The organism is Pseudomonas sp. SM4 (assembly GCF_051913165.1).
GTDB lineage: Bacteria > Pseudomonadota > Gammaproteobacteria > Pseudomonadales > Pseudomonadaceae > Aquipseudomonas.
Window position 1 is genome coordinate 226,193 of record NZ_JBODOE010000006.1, and the last position, 15,554, is coordinate 241,746.

The window sequence follows — 15,554 nt, forward strand, 5'->3', positions numbered from 1 at the left end:
CTTAGCGGTCCACGTCGGCCATAACGAAGTCGATACTACCCAGGTACGCAATCAAGTCCGCGACCATGCTGCCTTTGATCACCGAAGGGATCTGTTGCAGATGCGGGAAGCTCGGAGTGCGGATCCGGGTACGGTAGCTCATGGTGCCGCCGTCGCTCGTCAGGTAATAACTGTTGATGCCCTTGGTCGCTTCGATCATCTGGAAGGATTCGTTGGCCGGCATCACCGGGCCCCACGAAACTTGCAGGAAGTGCGTGATCAAGGTTTCGATGTGCTGCAGCGTGCGCTCTTTCGGCGGCGGCGTGGTCAGCGGGTGATCCGCCTTGTACGGGCCTTCCGGCATGTTGCGCATGCACTGGTCGATGATCTTGATGCTCTGGCGCATCTCTTCAACGCGCACCATGCAGCGGTCGTAGGCATCGCCATTGGCAGCCAGCGGCACTTCGAACTCGAAGTTCTCGTAGCCGGAGTATGGGCGCGCTTTACGCAGGTCAAAGTCGCAACCGGTCGAACGCAGGCCGGCACCGGTGACGCCCCATTCCAGGGCTTCTTTGGTGTTGTAGGCAGCGACGCCGATGGTACGGCCCTTGAGGATGCTGTTCTGCAGGGCAGCCTTGGTGTATTCGTCGAGGCGTTTTGGCAGCCATTCAACGAAGTCTTTCACCAGTTTGTCCCAGCCGCGCGGCAGGTCGTGGGCAACACCGCCGATGCGGTACCAGGCCGGGTGCAGACGGAAACCGGTAATGGCTTCAATCACCGTGTACGCCTTCTGGCGGTCGGTGAAAGTGAAGAACACCGGAGTCATGGCGCCGACGTCCTGGATGTAAGTCCCGAGGAACAGCAGGTGGCTGGTGATCCGGAAGAACTCGGCCATCATGATGCGGATGACGTCGACCTTCTCAGGCACTTTGATGCCGGCCAGCTTCTCGACCGAGAGCACGTACGGCAGGTTGTTCATCACGCCGCCGAGGTAATCGATACGGTCGGTGTACGGGATGAAACTGTGCCACGACTGACGCTCGGCCATCTTCTCGGCACCACGGTGGTGGTAACCGACATCCGGCACGCAGTCGACGATTTCTTCACCGTCCAGCTGCAGAATGATGCGGAACGCACCGTGCGCCGAAGGGTGGTTCGGGCCGAGGTTGAGGAACATGTAGTCCTCGTTCGTCCCGGAACGCTTCATGCCCCAGTCTTCAGGGCGGAAACGCGCGGCTTCTTCCTCAAGCTGTTGCTTGGCGAGGTTGAGGCTGAACGGATCGAATTCGGTGGCGCGCGCCGGGAAGTCCTTGCGCAGCGGGTGACCTTCCCAGGTCGGCGGCATCATGATGCGCGACAGGTGCGGGTGGCCTTTGAAGTCAATGCCGAACATGTCCCAGACTTCACGCTCGTACCAGTTGGCGTTCGGCCAGATACCGGTAACGGTCGGCAAGCTGAGGTCGCTCTCGGACAAGGCGACCTTGATCATCACGTCACTATTACGTTCCAGCGACATGAGGTGATAGAACACGGTGAATTCAGCGTCGCTCGGCAGCCCTTGACGCTTGGTGCGCAGACGCTCGTCCACGCCGTGCAGGTCATAGAGCATGACGTACGGCTTGGGCAGGTTGCGCAGGAAAGTCAGGACTTCGACGAGTTTGGCGCGAGCAACCCACAGCACCGGCATGCCGGTGCGGGTCGACTGAGCGGTGAACGCTTCGGCGCCAAAACGGTTGTTCAATTCAACGACCACATCCTGGTCGTCTGCCTTATAAGGCGGGATGTACAGAGCGCTGCCTGTAGTCATGGTTATTTTTTCGCTTTCGGTCAACGTAAAGAATGAAGCCAGCTTCTCGTTTCTTTGTCAGAACAGATCTGGATCAGACTTCGTCAGGGCTGCGCAGGTTAGTGACTGCGATTCGCTGTTCGCGGCGCTGTTCCTTTTGCGAAGGCATGTCGGCGCGATAAACGCCTTGATCACCGACGACCCAGGAAAGCGGACGACGCTCCTGTCCAATCGATTCCTGCAACAGCATCAAGCCTTGCAGAAATGCTTCCGGACGAGGAGGGCAGCCAGGTACGTAGACGTCCACGGGCAGGAACTTGTCCACCCCTTGAACCACAGAGTAGATGTCGTACATGCCACCGGAGTTAGCGCACGAACCCATGGAGATCACCCACTTCGGCTCGAGCATCTGCTCGTAGAGACGCTGGATGATCGGCGCCATCTTGATGAAGCAGGTACCGGCGATAACCATGAAGTCGGCCTGACGCGGCGATGCCCGGATAACCTCGGCGCCAAAGCGCGCGATGTCGTGGGGCGCCGTGAAGGCGGTGGTCATTTCCACGTAGCAGCACGACAAGCCAAAGTTGTACGGCCACAGGGAGTTCTTACGTCCCCAGTTGACCGCGCCACTCAGCACGTCTTCCAGCTTGCCCATGAAAATGTTTTTGTGAACTTGATCTTCTAACGGATCGGAAACGGTTTCCCGTTCGCCAATCGGATACTGCTCGTTAGGAGCATCGGGGTCGATCCTGGTGAGATTGTATTGCATTGCCAAAGCCTCATTGTTTCAGCTTCGCCTGCCGCTTGCGACGAGCTTCCGGAGCCCAGTCAAGGGCGCCCACTCGGAACAGGTAGACAAGACCTGCCAACAGAATTGCTATGAAAACGAGAGCTTCGACGAATCCGGTCCAGCCGCTTTCGCGGACGGACACAGACCATGCAAAGAGAAAGAGGGCTTCGATATCGAAGATCACGAAGAGCATCGCGACCAGATAGAATTTGGCTGAGAGCCGCAAGCGGGCGCCACCGGTAGGTAGCATGCCCGACTCGAACGGTTCGTTTTTGCTGCGGCCCCAGGCTTTTGACCCAAGGAGGCTGGAGACACCGAGCATGAAGGCACACAGGCCGACGACACCCAGAAGGAAAATGGCAAAGCCCCAGTTGTGGGCCATGAGTCCTGTCGCTTCGGGCATGCTGGTAATCCTTAACAGAGAGCAAAGGTCTCTGAGCTTGATAAAGAAATAAGGCAGTGACGATATGTCGCAGCAATCAATCGCGCTGATTTTATGGCTAAACACCCGGCAAGTAAAATTCCTATAGCGAAATTATTTATTGGAATAAGGACATAGCGCACCTCCAAGCCCCGCCAGCCCATGCGTTGCGGGCATTAGCCGGTTTTCCGGGAAATATGTTTTGTTTGAAATGTAACGAACATAGTTACTGCTAAATGATAATCAATATTGTTTGGAGCGGTTTTTCAACTGTTTATCGGGTGAGGTGTTGGGAAGTTGTCTTACTTGCACGTTACTGCAAGTAGCGATGGCGCCCGTTTTACCCGATTTTTCCTACGCCCGACCCGCTCTGGATCAATGTTTCACCCAAAGGCTGCCCTTGACCCCGCAGGAGCAAAGCTTGCTCGCGAAAGCGCCAGACCAGCCACCATCGGTTTCGGACATCAACCGGAACGCCGAACACATCCCATCGAGCCACCTTGGATAAATGACACCCTGTAGGAGCTGCCGGAGGCTGCGATCTGTTGATCTGCTTTTTTTACGATCAAAAGATCGCAGCCTGCGGCAGCTCCTACAGGGTATTCGCGGCGAGTTCGCTGGTGCGGCAGGCGCTGGCCAACAGGATTCGATTGACCACTCAGTATGATCACCTGATGCAGCATCAACAGGGCTCGGCGCGGTGTGTTGTCGACGACGGGGTCAATAAGGAAGGTCCTGCTGGTTTTGCGGGAAGGAATTGAGAGCTTCAGTGAGCGGGGGCTCAGGTGGAAATTGATGGCCCGGTCAGTTGCCTCTTTGATCTTTAAACCCCGGCGCTCTCGAAGTAGCCCCACGCATAGCCACCGTAAACCTGAGTTCCCAGACCTCCATCGATGACCATATCGGCGCCTTCGGCTATCGCATCTCCCGATGTCTGAGGCCGCGCCCGTGATAAGCGCTGGTTTACCGCTCAATCTTCCATTGATTAATTATTCTGCGCAATACAAGGCTGTGGGGCGTGTGCCGTGAAGTTGTAGGCGGCGCACGGCTAGAACCTGGAACCGTTAATGTGATCTGGCCTGTGCGTATGATCTTTAAGAGTGTTCCTACAGATCATTCGTTAATCATTGAAGGGGTTTTCTTGAATGCCTACAAAAGCGCTGACTGTGACGCTGAGGTGGGCTGTAATCAATTAAGCTTTGATGGTGTAGCGATGTTGGATGTTGGATGTTGGATATTTGTTAGCGCGCAGTATTTTCATTGATGTTACTTAATTGCCACTGGTCATTGTTCCGGTTATATGGACTTATATTGAGGTCGTGTATGTCAGAGCAGCGAAACAAGTACATTAATACCGCCCGATCCGTTGACATTGGAAATCCGTCATGGGCCTTTGCACAACAATCGGGGTTGACCGATTTGAGTGTCAAGCATACTCAGCAGGGGCGTATGCAGGATCAGAACGGTCATGCCTTCATGAACATGTGCTCTTGTTCATATTTGGGGCTTGAGGTCGATCCGCGTCTGGCGCGCCGCGCCGCCGATTATGTGCTCAATAGCGGTACGGTGAACCTGCCCACCTCGCGTATCAGGATAAGGTTGCGAGAACTCGATGAGCTTGAGGATGCCTTGTCCGCGCACTTCAACTGTCGAGCCTTCACGGCGACGTCGTGCAGCGCGGGGATTGTGGCCTCGTTGCCGCTCCTGGCCGCTGGTATGTTTACTCAGGGGCAGCGCCCCGTATTGATCTTTGACAAGCATGCCCATTTTGCCCTGAATCAGGTCAAGGCCATTTGTGGTGATGAAACGCAGGTGGTGACCTGCAATCACAACGATGTCGATTTTATTGAGGATATGTGCAAGCGGTACCCGCTAGTCGGCTATGTTGCTGACGGTGCCTATAGCATGGGAGGCAGTGCACCGATTGAGCGGCTATTAGCGTTGCAGGATAAATATGGGCTGTTTCTCTATTTTGATGACTCTCACTCATTAAGCGCCTATGGCGAACAGGGTGAAGGTTATATTCGTACGTATATACCCGAGCTGAATCCTCGAACCCTGCTGGTGTATTCATTGGCCAAGGCATTCGGAGCCAATGGCGGCGGCATATTCATGTCGGAGAAAGGCGACTATCAAAGTGTCTTTCGTCGCTTTGGTGGGCCGATGTCTTATTCTCAATATATAAATCCGGCCGCTATCGGTGCGGCCATGGCGTCGCTGGATATTCATAAGAGTCCTGAACTTGGCGTCTTGCAGGAGAAGCTGAATTCCAATATTCGTCTATTCGACAGTTTATTCAATACAGAGCACGCGGGGTCAGGGCTGCCGATTCGGGTTATTCCATTGGACAGCCCGGACATGGCGATCAGCGTTTCCGAAGGTGTGTTCAAACGAGGCTATTACACCTCGGCGGTGTTCTTTCCGATTGTGGCCAGAAACAAGTCCGGTTTGCGCGTGATGCTGCGTGCCGATATGTCGGAAGAGGACGTAAGGAGTTTTTGCTCCGCCGTCAGAGCAGAGATTGAAGTAGCCCGCTTGCACCTGAAGCCTGCCGAGCGTTGAGAGGTGGTGATGACTCATCCGATACCACGAAGCCTGTTGTATTGCTCTGCCTTGCACCCGGAGCAATACGCCAAGAGTGCCCTGACGGATGTCATGGTGATTGATCTGGAGGACGGTGTTCCGCTCGCCAGGAAAGCTGAAGCCCGGGTATGCGTCGAGCGTTACTACCGATCCGCTATCGCTCAGCGTACGGCACTGCGCATCAACCCATTGCGTGATAACCAAGGGTTGCTTGATCTGTTGCTGGTGCAATCCCTCGAACAGCGCCCCGAATACATCGTCCTCGCCATGACCGAAGCGGCGGCCGAGATAGACGTCGTACGCGCCAATTTAGGGGGGCAGGGAGGCAGCCCGAAAATCCTCGTTACCGTCGAAACACCGGCCTGCCTGCGGGATATTTACGCCATTGCATCCAGCGCCGACGGTCTGATTTTCGGTTCTGCCGACTACGCGGCCAGCCTCGGTGTGCCCATTGGCGGCTGGAGCAACATTCTCCACGCCCGTGCAAGCATCGTTGCCGCCGCCAGCGCAGCGGGGATTCCCGCGTTCGACACCGCTTACTTCAACCTCGATGACGACGCCGGGTTACTCAAGGAATGCCAGGACACCCGGGAGTTGGGATTCAGTGGCAAGACCTCGATTCACCCAAGGCAGATATCCATCATCAATGAGGCGTTCACCCCTTCGATCGCCGAGTACGAACATGCCTTGGCCGTTGTGCAGGCGGCGCAAGACAGTGGTGAAAAAATCACCCGGCTGAAGCACCTGATGGTCGGGCCGCCCTTCGTCAAGCAAGCCCGCAAAGTCATCCAGCGCGCCCAGGAACTGGGTCTATAAGGAGAACAGCATGGAACCGATGATTCCGGCCCATGAACGGATCGCTGCCAACCGATACCGTGAGTCTTATGGGCTGCATTACGAAGAATTTGTGGTCGGGGACGTGTTCGAGCATCGCCCCGGTCGCACGGTGACTGAGCTGGATAACATCTGGCAGTCACTGATGAACATGAATAACCATCCGGCGCATATCGATGTGGCTTACGCACAGCGCACCGAGTTCGAAAAACTGCTGGTGAACAGTTCGGTGACCTTGTCGATCATCAGCGGCATGACGGTCGCGACAATGAGCGCCCGGGCCATCGCCAACCTGGGCTGGGACGAAATACGCCTGCCCAGTCCGGTGTACGTCGGCGACACCCTGTATGCCGAGAGCGAGGTGGTCTTCAAGCGTGAATCCCGATCACGTCCGGGCCAGGGCATCGTCACCATCAAGGTGATCGGTCGCAAGCAGGACGCCACTCCGGTCATCAGCTACCTGCGCACCTTTCTGGTTCCAAAGCAGGGGTTTTCCCAGGACTACCCCGTCGGCTAGACGCCCGTTTGAGTAAGCGTGCAAACGCTGCCGGTCAGGGAATGGCCGGGACTTTCAAAAAGCTTTGATGGAAAAGGACAAGCCATGCTGCTGCTCAATCGTGAAGACATCAGGCGTTGTGTCGAGTTGCCGACGCTTGTGCGCGTACTCGAAAAAGCTCATCGCGGCTTTTCACTTGCGGCCCCCGTGGTTCCGCCACGTTCGATCATCCTGCACGAGCGACAAAAGGCATTTTCGTTGTTCATGCCGGCCTTTTTGCCCGCGAGCCAGACCCTGGGCATCAAGGTGTCGTCGTTTCATCCCGGCAACGCCGAGCAGGGGCTCTCGGCGGTCAATGGCGCGGTTTTGCTGATCGACGTCGACAGCGGCCGGTTATTGGCGATGCTCGACAGTTCCGCCCTGACGGCGATTCGTACCAGTGCCATGAGTGCGTTGGTGACGGACAAACTCTGCCTGCAGACGCGGCTCAATCTGGCGGTGATCGGAGCCGGGGCTCAAGCGGCGGCGCATATCAAGGCGATGGCCGCTGTCAGGGAGTTGGGGCAGGTCAGGATATTTTCCCGCTCAATGGCCCGCAGTGTCGCGTTGGCCGAACGTCTGTCCATTGAGCTTGCGCAGCCGGTCGAGGCCGTCGAGCGCATGGAAGATGCGTTGGCTGACGCGGACATTGTCTGCACGACAACCTCCCACGACAGTCCGCAGCCGTTGATCGGGACGCATCAGCTCAAACCCGATGCCCATATCAATGCCATCGGCGGCAGCACACCGCAAGCATGCGAGATCGATCCTCGATTGCTGGGCAGTGCTCAGGTGCATGTCGATCATCTCGACGCCGCATGCCACGAGTCGGGCGAAATCGCCCAGGCCTTGGCGTGGTCGGTGATTGAGCGAAAGGACATCCGCGAGATCAGCGCCCTGGTGGTCGAGCAGCCTTCGCCGGTCACCCGCAAACAAGGTCTCAGTTACTTTCGCAGCGTTGGCCATGCCAGCCAGGACATGGTGGTTGCCGCCTGCATCTATGACGCGGCGGTGGCGGGGCATATCGGCCAACAGTGCGACTACCTCCGTGCTTGAAATTCGCCGGGCGCAACGTTTTGAATCAGCAGTGCCAACGACTCGGGAAGGAAAAGGATGCCCATGAATATTCTGATGATCGATTCGCAGCGAGTGAATTATGTCGACGCTGGGGAGTATGTCCGGGAAGCGCAGCATCAGCGCTATCGCCTCGAGGTGACCACCGCCCCTTCAGATGAGCAACTGGCCAAAGCCGACGGCATCATTGCCTTTCATTCGGTGGTCATCGACGCGCCGCTGATCGCCAGAATGCCGCGTTGCCGCGCTTTGGTGAAGGCAACGATCGGCCTTGATGATGTGGATGTCGAGGCGTTGAGCGCGCAAGGCATTGTGTGCGCCAACATCGGTTCTGTAGGGGTGGAGGAAGTTGCCGAGCATGCCTTGGCGTTGATCCTCTTGGCCCAGCGCAAGCTGTGCGACTACGCCCGGCACACCCGCCAGGGCGGCTGGAGCTGGCGAGCCCATAGCGGCGAAGTGAAAGCCTGTGCCGACACGGTTCTGGGTGTTGTGGGTTACGGCGCAACAGGACGAGCATTGGCCCGCAGGGCGGCGGCGCTCGGTTACCGGATCTGCTTTTACGATCCCGGGGTCGAGCGTTGTGCCGAAGACATTGCCACGGGCCTGACGCTGGATGCTTTGCTCGCTACCGCCGATGTGCTGTCGCTGCATCTGCCGCTTACCCCGGCCACCGCACATCTTATGAACGACGCGGCATTTTCACGGATGAAGCACGGCGCGACCCTGGTCAATACCGCGCGAGGCGGCATCGTCGACACCGATGCGTTGCTGCGGGCCTTGCAGGCCGGGGTTGTGTCCATGGCACTGCTGGATGTCGTGCAGGAAGAGCCGGCACCTCCCAAAGCCTTGATTGAGCATGAGCGGGTGTTATTGACGCCGCATGCCGCTTTCTACAGCGAGCGCTCGTTGGCCCAACTCAAAGCCAATGCCCTGCAAACGCTGCTGGCGCTGTTACAGGGGCAAACAGTCGACACGGTGGTCAATCCCGATTGCGTATCGCGGGAGGCAAACGGCTATGCCTGAATTGAAACGTGCGGGGTTTGAACCGTCCCGAGCCGGGTTGCCGGCCTGGTTCGACCTGGCGATCGGCAACAGCATTGTCCAATACGGTCAGCGTCTGGCGGCGCGACAACTGCTGGTCAACACGTTGGGCAATATCGCTGTACGCAGCCGCTGTGCGTACTGGCAACGCGACGTGATCTACACCAAGCACCGCGGCATCTCTCTGGAAGAGTGCGGGCTTGAGCATCTGTCGGTGCTGGACATGCAATCCGATGAGCTTCTGCACGGACGTTTCCACCCCAGTCAGGGGCACCAGATGCATCGGGAAATCATGCGTTGTCGCGCCGACATCAATGCGACGGTGCACCTTCATCCCAACGACGTCATTGCCTTCTTCGCTGTCATGCAATGGCGTGAGATGGCGTACGTGTCGAACGACACGGCCCTGGTCATGGGCAAGCCGCCGAGCATCCTCGACGCGGGCATCAATGTCGAGCTGGATATCAGTGCGATTGGCCGCTGTGCCAGCGACACCAACTGCATCGTCATGCCCAGCCATGGCATTACCTGTTTTGGCCGCCACCTGTCGGAGGCGTTTCATCGCGCCGTGGCATTCACGGCCGAAATCAGCCGGTTGATTACCAGTCATTGTTTATCGGCCGCCACGGGAAAGTCGGTGGTGTACGCCAGCCACGAGGAGGTCCGGCAGATGTACGCGCTGGGCGAACAAGTGATCTACGGAGGGATGCGCAAATGAAGTTTCACCCCCACATCTCATGCTCCGGTTCATGGAAGGCGCCAGAGCGCGATCTTTCATCGGTGCTGCTGGATTTGAATGAAAACCAGTTTTTACATCGGTTTCTGGCAGGGTTCATTGCCAACGAATTGAAGCCTCAGGATCTGTTTGCCTATCCCAATTACCGCCCGCTCCTCAACCAGCTCGCGCAGTACTGCAAGGTCTCCACCGACAGTCTGCTGCTGACCAATGGCGCGGATCAGGCCATCGATCTGGTGATTCGGTTACTGTTTTCGCCAGGGGATCGGGTGGTGGTGCCTTCTCCGGTTTTTTCCTTCTATTACCAGATGCTCGACGTCAACGGCGTGGTGCCGGTGATCGCGGGGTTTGAAAAACAGGCCGGCAAATTCGTGTTGCCCACCGAGGCGGTGCTCCAGTCCTTGCACACCAGTCAGGGGTTGATCCTGTGCAACCCCAACAATCCACTGGGAGTACGCATCGACCCAGAGCAATTGCGAGTGTTTGTCGAATCTTGTGTCAGGCAAGACAAACCGATGATCGTCGACGAATGCTACTTCGAATATTTGCAACAGTCGTGTCTGGATACGTTCAGCGCAGTCAGGCAGTTGTTTGTGATTCGTTCATTTTCCAAGTACTTCGGACTTGCCGGTTTGCGCCTGGGGTATGTGGTCACGCGCCCGGAATCAATCCGTGAGCTGATGAAAGTGCGCGGCCCTTGGGATGTGAACCATGTGGCGGTGAAAGCGGCGCTGTTCTGTTTGCAGAATCAGCAAGCCTTGCAGCAAGCGCACGATCATCTCGCGCAGATCAAACGTGAAATTATCGACGTCTGTCGGGCCAACGCGATCGTCGTCTATGAGAGCGATACGAACTTTTTGCTGCTGCAGGATGAGCACGATGGTCGTCTGGCCAGCGCTTTTGCTCAGGCCAATATCCGCGTAAGCGACTGTTCGCAATACCCGCACAGTTTCGGTCTGTTGCGCGATGTGCTGCGCGTGGCCGTTCCCTCGGCGTCGGATCTGAAAACATTCCTGACGACGGTATTGCGTGGCAGCGGCAGTGCGGCTTGCCTGAGCGAAGTGAACATCTAGCAGCACATTGCCCAAAGGCCTGCGTTGCGAACACCGCAACACGTAAAGGTTAATTTCAAATGACGACATGGCTGAAAGGGAATCGCCTGATGGCAGGAATGCGTAACATTGTTTTGCTCAGATTGCTGTTCGTCATGGCCAATGCGTTGGGGCCTTTTGCTGCCTTGTTTTTTCATCGGCATTACCAGCTCGACAGCTCTGCAGTGGCCTTGGTGATCACACTGATGTCGGCGTTTTATCTGCTGGGCAATCTGTTGGGCGGGGCGCTGATCGGTCGTTTCAACTTCCGGACACTTTTAATCTGTACCTCGTCCTGTTCGTCACTGTTTTTGTTGCTCGCTGCCGTGCTCAGTTCATCGGTCAGTTCCATTGCGATGGTGCTGCTGTTCATGCTGTGTGCGGGCCTGATCACGCCGGTATTCAGTGTCCTCACGTCCCTGGCGGCGAACGACAGCAATCGCATCGCCTCTTTTGGCTATCTGCACCTGGCCACTAATCTGGGGGGAGCGCTGTTGTTCGTGATGGGTGGCTACTTGCTCGGCCTCGACAGTCACTATCTGGTGCTGTTTGCGGTGGGCGCCAGTGTTCTGTGCCTGTTGGCCAGTGTTTTTCTGGCGTTGCCGGAACGCCAGGGCGCTGCGACTGAAGCCAGAAAAACCTCGATGGGTGCGTTGGTCGATGTACCCAGGATCGTCATCGTTGCGGGCGCCATGTTCTTTGCGTTGTCGGTGCTGGATGCGCAACGCGAATATCAATTGCCGCTATGGCTTGATGAGGTGACGGCGGGCAAGGCCGCCGGCCTGTTCGGTGCGGTTGGTATCGTCAATGCGTTGCTGGTGGTCGTGGTGACGCAGCCGCTGATTGCCTTGACGTCACGTTTCGGGGCGCTGACCAATCTGTCCCTGGCGGCGGTTTTTTACGGCATCGGATTCGGCGCCTATGCCTTTTTCGAACAGACCGCGCTGATTCTTTCGTTCGTGTTCTTCTGGACGCTGGGTGAGATTCTTGGCGTGACCTACATCACCGCGTTGATCGCGCAGAAAACCACCCTGCAAACCCAGGCCAGCCTGTTCTCGCTTATACCTGTGGTGCTGGCGTTGGCGAGGATGGTGTCTGTGGGGATCGGCGCCTCTTTGATCGCCGGGATCGGGTTCCAGTTGAGCTGGAGTCTGTATGGGCTGGTGGGTCTTTTGTTTGGCGGCGTTTGTCTTTTGCTTGCTGGCAGAAGGGGGCGCTTTGCGACTGCAGCGTGATCTGGCTTGGGTCCCCTGATAAGTGACACCCTGTAGGAGCTGCCGAAGGCTGCGATCTTTTGATCTGCTTTTTTTTACAATCAAAAGATCGCAGCCTTCGGCAGCTCCTACAGGGGGGGGCTTGCGGGCGGCCATACGCGGGTTGGTAGATCGGCTGCAATAAGCATGCGCGGCCACCAAATCCCAGACAAAAAAACGCCCCGAACCAGTCGGGGCGTCAGTTTTGCGGCTCTGCGGTTAGCTTTCTATCCGATCCGCAGAGGCCGTTTGCTCAGGCGGAAGAGATCAGTGGAACTGTTCTTCTTCAGTCGAACCGGTCAGTGCGGTTACCGAAGACGTGCCACCTTGAATCACGGTGGTCATGTCGTCGAAGTAGCCGGTGCCCACTTCCTGCTGGTGAGCCACGAAGGTGTAACCCTTGGCGGCGTCAGCGAATTCCTGCTCTTGCAGTTTCACGTAAGCAGTCATGTCGTTGCGGGCGTAGTCGTGCGCCAGGTTGAACATGCTGTGCCACATGTTGTGAATGCCGGCCAGGGTGATGAACTGGTGCTTGTAACCCATGGCGGACAGTTCGCGCTGGAACTTGGCGATGGTCGCGTCGTCCAGGTTTTTCTTCCAGTTGAAGGAAGGCGAGCAGTTGTACGACAGCAGTTGGTCCGGGTATTCCTTTTTGATCGCTTCGGCGAAGCGACGAGCCTCGTCCAGATCCGGCTTGGCGGTCTCGCACCAGATCAGGTCGGCGTACGGCGCGTAAGCCAGACCACGAGCGATGGCTTGATCCAGGCCGGCACGGACCTTGTAGAAACCTTCCTGAGTGCGCTCGCCAGTCACGAACGGCTGGTCGTACGGGTCGCAATCGGAGGTCAGCAGGTCAGCGGCGTTCGCGTCGGTACGGGCCAGAATGATGGTCGGGGTACCGGCAACGTCAGCAGCCAGACGTGCAGCGGTCAGCTTCTGTACGGCTTCCTGAGTTGGAACCAGTACTTTACCGCCCATGTGACCGCATTTTTTCACGGAAGCCAGTTGGTCTTCGAAGTGAACGCCGGCGGCGCCTGCTTCGATCATGCTTTTCATCAGCTCGTAAGCGTTCAGCACGCCGCCGAAACCGGCTTCAGCGTCAGCCACGATCGGTGCGAAGTAGTCGATGTAACCTTCGTCGCCCGGGCCTTTGCCGGCTTTCCACTGGATCTGGTCAGCGCGACGGAACGAGTTGTTGATGCGCTTGACCACGGTTGGCACCGAATCCACCGGGTACAGCGACTGGTCCGGGTACATCGATTCGGCGGAGTTGTTGTCCGCAGCAACCTGCCAGCCCGACAGATAGATCGCCTGGATGCCGGCTTTGACTTGTTGTACAGCCTGGCCGCCGGTCAGGGCGCCCATGCAGTTGACGAAATCTTTCTCAGGACGGAAGGACGGCTTGGCGCCCTGGGTGACCAGGTTCCACAGCTTCTCGGCGCCCAGTTTTGCAAAAGTGTGCTCAGGTTGAACCGAGCCACGCAGGCGGACGACGTCAGCAGCGGAGTAAGCGCGTGTCACGCCTTTCCAGCGCGGGTTTTCAGCCCAGTCTTTTTCGAGGGCTGCAATTTGCTGTTCGCGTGTCAGTGCCATGGAGATAAACCTCGTCGCGTCTTTTATGAAAAGTTGTTCTGCGGTGGAAAATTCCTGCGCTCGCTGACCAGAAGCTTAGGTGGTCAAGTCGGATTCGGCGGGGTAGGCGACGGGATGAACGATGGGCTCGAGGGGAAGTGAGCAGGTAGTGGCGGACTGCGGGCGCATTCGGGCGTCGTGGGCCTCTATACGATCTACAGTGTGGAGCCGGGTTACCTAATTACGCTTCCGTCCCTCGGGACAACTTCGTTCCAGTCGGCAACCTCGTCAAACACACCTTGTGGGCGGTACAGACACGAAGCGGTTCGCGGGGTAGGTGCGAACATCGCTTCGAAGGCCCTTGCCAGGGCCTCTGATTAGCGGGAGCGAGGCCATCATGCCTTCGCTTTTTTGCCTCGTCAAACGTTTTGTAGTGCTTTTTTTCAAGCACTACATCTTTCGTCTAATACGACTAATCAGTCAGTTTTCGGTGCTTTAGTCCAGCGTGTCGACTTTGACCCGCAAGGTCATGTCATCCCGGCCTTGAGTCGAGTAGCTGCGGGCCAGGCCCTGTTTATCGGCCTGCGTCTGGCTGTTGACGCCGGCGAGGGTGATCCATTCACCGAGGCGTCCGCTGACAGTTGTGTCGGTACTTTGTACGTTCACTACATCGGAACGTTCCTGGCTCATTCGGTCATTGTTGGTAGTGATCGCCAGGTGAACGGTGTCACCGGTGACGCTGGCGGTGACGTAAAACCCTCGAGTGACGTTGCGGTATTGGGTCTGGCTGCTGTAATCGCCGTAGGAATTACTCTGGCTGCTGGTGATCGGCACGCTTTGTCCTACCTGGATCAGCGCCGGCATGCCTTCGCTGGCTTGCACCTGTTGCACGCCGCCGTTACGGCTGGTGGTGCTGCGGCTGATGATGCGGGTCTGGTTCGGTGGGGCGCCGTTGACCGAATAGCCTTCATCGCCGCGACCATTGTTTTCGTTGGTGTCGACGGTGATCAGCAGGCGTTTGGGCGCGGTGTCGAGTTGGGTGATCAGTGCCTTGAGTTCCTGAATCTTGTCTGGCTCGGCCTTGATGATCAGTTGATTGCCGTAGGCGCTGACCTGACCGTCCTTGCCAAGGAAGTCTTGCGCCATCGGCAGCATGTCTGTGCTGGTGCGGTAATTGAGAGGCACGATTTCTGTGGCTGCCATCACCGAAAAACTGCAGCCGAGCAGCAGGGTGGTGAGCAGGGTGCGTAGGGACATGTCCGTTATCTCCGCTGAATTAATTTCTGTAGGAACTGCCGAAGGCTGCGATCTTTGGATCTGGCGCTTGCTCCTTGGCTCACGATATCAAAACGACGCTGTTTTTATTGTGCTGAAGCCTAAAAGATCGCAGCCTGCGGCAGCTCCTACAGGTTTGCTGTTGTTGCAGTTTGTCGGCCTGGGGTGGGGCAAGTTGAATCGTAGACAGCAAAACGCCCCGGCATCGTTGGATGCCGGGGCGTTTGCTGAAGTTTGCATATTGCTCTTGTGGTGAGGGGATTTATCCCCGATGGGCTGCGAAGCAGCCCCAAACCCAGAAAACGCGGTGCATCAGGTAAACCGAGTGCGCTGGGTTGGCGACTGCTGCGCAGCCGGTCGGGGATAAATCCCCTCACCACAGGGTTTCGCATTTACAGGACTGCGTTTTGTGGTGTGCTTGCGGGCCTTTGTGGCGAGGGGATTTATCCCCGATGGGCTGCGAAGCAGCCCCAGATCCTGAAAACGCGGTGCATCAGGTAAACCGAATGCGCTGGGTTGGCGACTGCTGCGCAGCCGGTCGGGGATAAATCCCCTCACCACAGGGTTTCGCATTTACAGGACTG

General features: G+C 57.1%; 14 protein-coding genes. 9 read left to right on the forward strand and 5 right to left on the reverse strand.

Features of this window, described 5'->3' with window-relative positions; genetic code table 11:
• Window position 1: 1 nt before the first annotated feature.
• The 3 genes from nuoC to ACQ4MY_RS13510 form a co-directional block, all read right to left on the reverse strand.
• Window positions 2-1,786 carry an NADH-quinone oxidoreductase subunit C/D gene (gene nuoC, locus ACQ4MY_RS13500; protein ID WP_008082858.1) on the reverse strand — a complete coding sequence of 595 codons (1,785 nt, stop codon included), beginning with the start codon at window positions 1,784-1,786 and terminating at the stop codon, window positions 2-4.
• Between the two features lie 73 nt (window positions 1,787-1,859).
• Window positions 1,860-2,534, reverse strand: coding sequence for a NuoB/complex I 20 kDa subunit family protein (locus ACQ4MY_RS13505; protein ID WP_003223809.1), 675 nt, complete (start codon window positions 2,532-2,534; stop codon window positions 1,860-1,862).
• A 10-nt stretch (window positions 2,535-2,544) separates the two neighbouring features.
• Window positions 2,545-2,958, reverse strand: a complete 414-nt coding sequence (locus ACQ4MY_RS13510; protein ID WP_003223812.1) for an NADH-quinone oxidoreductase subunit A — start codon at window positions 2,956-2,958, stop codon at window positions 2,545-2,547.
• A gap of 1,341 nt (window positions 2,959-4,299) precedes the next feature.
• Here ACQ4MY_RS13510 and ACQ4MY_RS13515 point away from each other — a divergent pair.
• From ACQ4MY_RS13515 to ACQ4MY_RS13550, 8 genes are all read left to right on the forward strand, one after another.
• Window positions 4,300-5,538: an aminotransferase class I/II-fold pyridoxal phosphate-dependent enzyme gene (locus ACQ4MY_RS13515; protein WP_440095457.1), complete on the forward strand. Its 1,239-nt coding sequence runs from the start codon at window positions 4,300-4,302 to the stop codon at window positions 5,536-5,538.
• A gap of 9 nt (window positions 5,539-5,547) precedes the next feature.
• Window positions 5,548-6,375 (forward strand): HpcH/HpaI aldolase/citrate lyase family protein, encoded by an 828-nt coding sequence (locus ACQ4MY_RS13520; protein ID WP_440095458.1) that lies wholly within the window; start codon window positions 5,548-5,550, stop codon window positions 6,373-6,375.
• 10 nt (window positions 6,376-6,385) lie between these two features.
• On the forward strand, window positions 6,386-6,910 hold the full coding sequence (locus ACQ4MY_RS13525; RefSeq protein WP_440095460.1) for a MaoC family dehydratase: 525 nt from the start codon (window positions 6,386-6,388) through the stop codon (window positions 6,908-6,910).
• A gap of 84 nt (window positions 6,911-6,994) precedes the next feature.
• Window positions 6,995-7,984 (forward strand): ornithine cyclodeaminase family protein, encoded by a 990-nt coding sequence (locus ACQ4MY_RS13530; RefSeq protein WP_440095461.1) that lies wholly within the window; start codon window positions 6,995-6,997, stop codon window positions 7,982-7,984.
• 63 nt (window positions 7,985-8,047) lie between these two features.
• Window positions 8,048-9,025: an NAD(P)-dependent oxidoreductase gene (locus ACQ4MY_RS13535; RefSeq protein ID WP_008082868.1), complete on the forward strand. Its 978-nt coding sequence runs from the start codon at window positions 8,048-8,050 to the stop codon at window positions 9,023-9,025.
• On the forward strand, window positions 9,018-9,761 hold the full coding sequence (locus tag ACQ4MY_RS13540; protein WP_440095462.1) for a class II aldolase/adducin family protein: 744 nt from the start codon (window positions 9,018-9,020) through the stop codon (window positions 9,759-9,761). The genes ACQ4MY_RS13535 and ACQ4MY_RS13540 overlap by 8 nt, the downstream gene beginning before the upstream one ends.
• Window positions 9,758-10,852, forward strand: a complete 1,095-nt coding sequence (locus ACQ4MY_RS13545) for a pyridoxal phosphate-dependent aminotransferase (RefSeq protein WP_440095464.1) — start codon at window positions 9,758-9,760, stop codon at window positions 10,850-10,852. Before ACQ4MY_RS13540 ends, ACQ4MY_RS13545 begins: the two co-directional genes overlap by 4 nt.
• Before the next feature lie 89 nt (window positions 10,853-10,941).
• Window positions 10,942-12,105: an MFS transporter gene (locus tag ACQ4MY_RS13550; RefSeq protein WP_440095465.1), complete on the forward strand. Its 1,164-nt coding sequence runs from the start codon at window positions 10,942-10,944 to the stop codon at window positions 12,103-12,105.
• Window positions 12,106-12,390: 285 nt separating this feature from the next.
• Here the strand turns inward: ACQ4MY_RS13550 and aceA are convergent, their stop codons facing one another.
• Together aceA and ACQ4MY_RS13560 are read right to left on the reverse strand one after the other, a co-directional pair.
• Window positions 12,391-13,716 carry an isocitrate lyase gene (gene aceA, locus ACQ4MY_RS13555; protein WP_053121621.1) on the reverse strand — a complete coding sequence of 442 codons (1,326 nt, stop codon included), beginning with the start codon at window positions 13,714-13,716 and terminating at the stop codon, window positions 12,391-12,393.
• A gap of 474 nt (window positions 13,717-14,190) precedes the next feature.
• A complete protein-coding gene (locus ACQ4MY_RS13560; RefSeq protein WP_440095468.1) occupies window positions 14,191-14,952 on the reverse strand; it encodes a secretin N-terminal domain-containing protein in 762 nt (253 codons plus the stop codon).
• Here ACQ4MY_RS13560 and ACQ4MY_RS13565 point away from each other — a divergent pair.
• Entirely contained in the window at window positions 14,951-15,226 is a 276-nt protein-coding gene (locus ACQ4MY_RS13565) for a hypothetical protein (RefSeq protein ID WP_440095470.1), read from the forward strand. The two genes, ACQ4MY_RS13560 and ACQ4MY_RS13565, sit on opposite strands and share 2 nt — an antisense overlap.
• Window positions 15,227-15,554 lie beyond the last annotated feature (328 nt).

What these genes read in the sequence shown, in the direction of transcription:
- nuoC (WP_008082858.1), bottom strand. Translation starts at nt 1,786, where the DNA reads ATGACTACAGGCAGCGCTCTGTACATCCCGCCTTATAAGGCAGACGAC.
- ACQ4MY_RS13505 (WP_003223809.1), bottom strand. Translation starts at nt 2,534, where the DNA reads ATGCAATACAATCTCACCAGGATCGACCCCGATGCTCCTAACGAGCAG.
- ACQ4MY_RS13510 (WP_003223812.1), bottom strand. Translation starts at nt 2,958, where the DNA reads ATGCCCGAAGCGACAGGACTCATGGCCCACAACTGGGGCTTTGCCATT.
- ACQ4MY_RS13515 (WP_440095457.1), top strand. Translation starts at nt 4,300, where the DNA reads ATGTCAGAGCAGCGAAACAAGTACATTAATACCGCCCGATCCGTTGAC.
- ACQ4MY_RS13520 (WP_440095458.1), top strand. Translation starts at nt 5,548, where the DNA reads ATGACTCATCCGATACCACGAAGCCTGTTGTATTGCTCTGCCTTGCAC.
- ACQ4MY_RS13525 (WP_440095460.1), top strand. Translation starts at nt 6,386, where the DNA reads ATGGAACCGATGATTCCGGCCCATGAACGGATCGCTGCCAACCGATAC.
- ACQ4MY_RS13530 (WP_440095461.1), top strand. Translation starts at nt 6,995, where the DNA reads ATGCTGCTGCTCAATCGTGAAGACATCAGGCGTTGTGTCGAGTTGCCG.
- ACQ4MY_RS13535 (WP_008082868.1), top strand. Translation starts at nt 8,048, where the DNA reads ATGAATATTCTGATGATCGATTCGCAGCGAGTGAATTATGTCGACGCT.
- ACQ4MY_RS13540 (WP_440095462.1), top strand. Translation starts at nt 9,018, where the DNA reads ATGCCTGAATTGAAACGTGCGGGGTTTGAACCGTCCCGAGCCGGGTTG.
- ACQ4MY_RS13545 (WP_440095464.1), top strand. Translation starts at nt 9,758, where the DNA reads ATGAAGTTTCACCCCCACATCTCATGCTCCGGTTCATGGAAGGCGCCA.
- ACQ4MY_RS13550 (WP_440095465.1), top strand. Translation starts at nt 10,942, where the DNA reads ATGGCAGGAATGCGTAACATTGTTTTGCTCAGATTGCTGTTCGTCATG.
- aceA (WP_053121621.1), bottom strand. Translation starts at nt 13,716, where the DNA reads ATGGCACTGACACGCGAACAGCAAATTGCAGCCCTCGAAAAAGACTGG.
- ACQ4MY_RS13565 (WP_440095470.1), top strand. Translation starts at nt 14,951, where the DNA reads ATGTCCGTTATCTCCGCTGAATTAATTTCTGTAGGAACTGCCGAAGGC.
- ACQ4MY_RS13560 (WP_440095468.1), bottom strand. Translation starts at nt 14,952, where the DNA reads ATGTCCCTACGCACCCTGCTCACCACCCTGCTGCTCGGCTGCAGTTTT.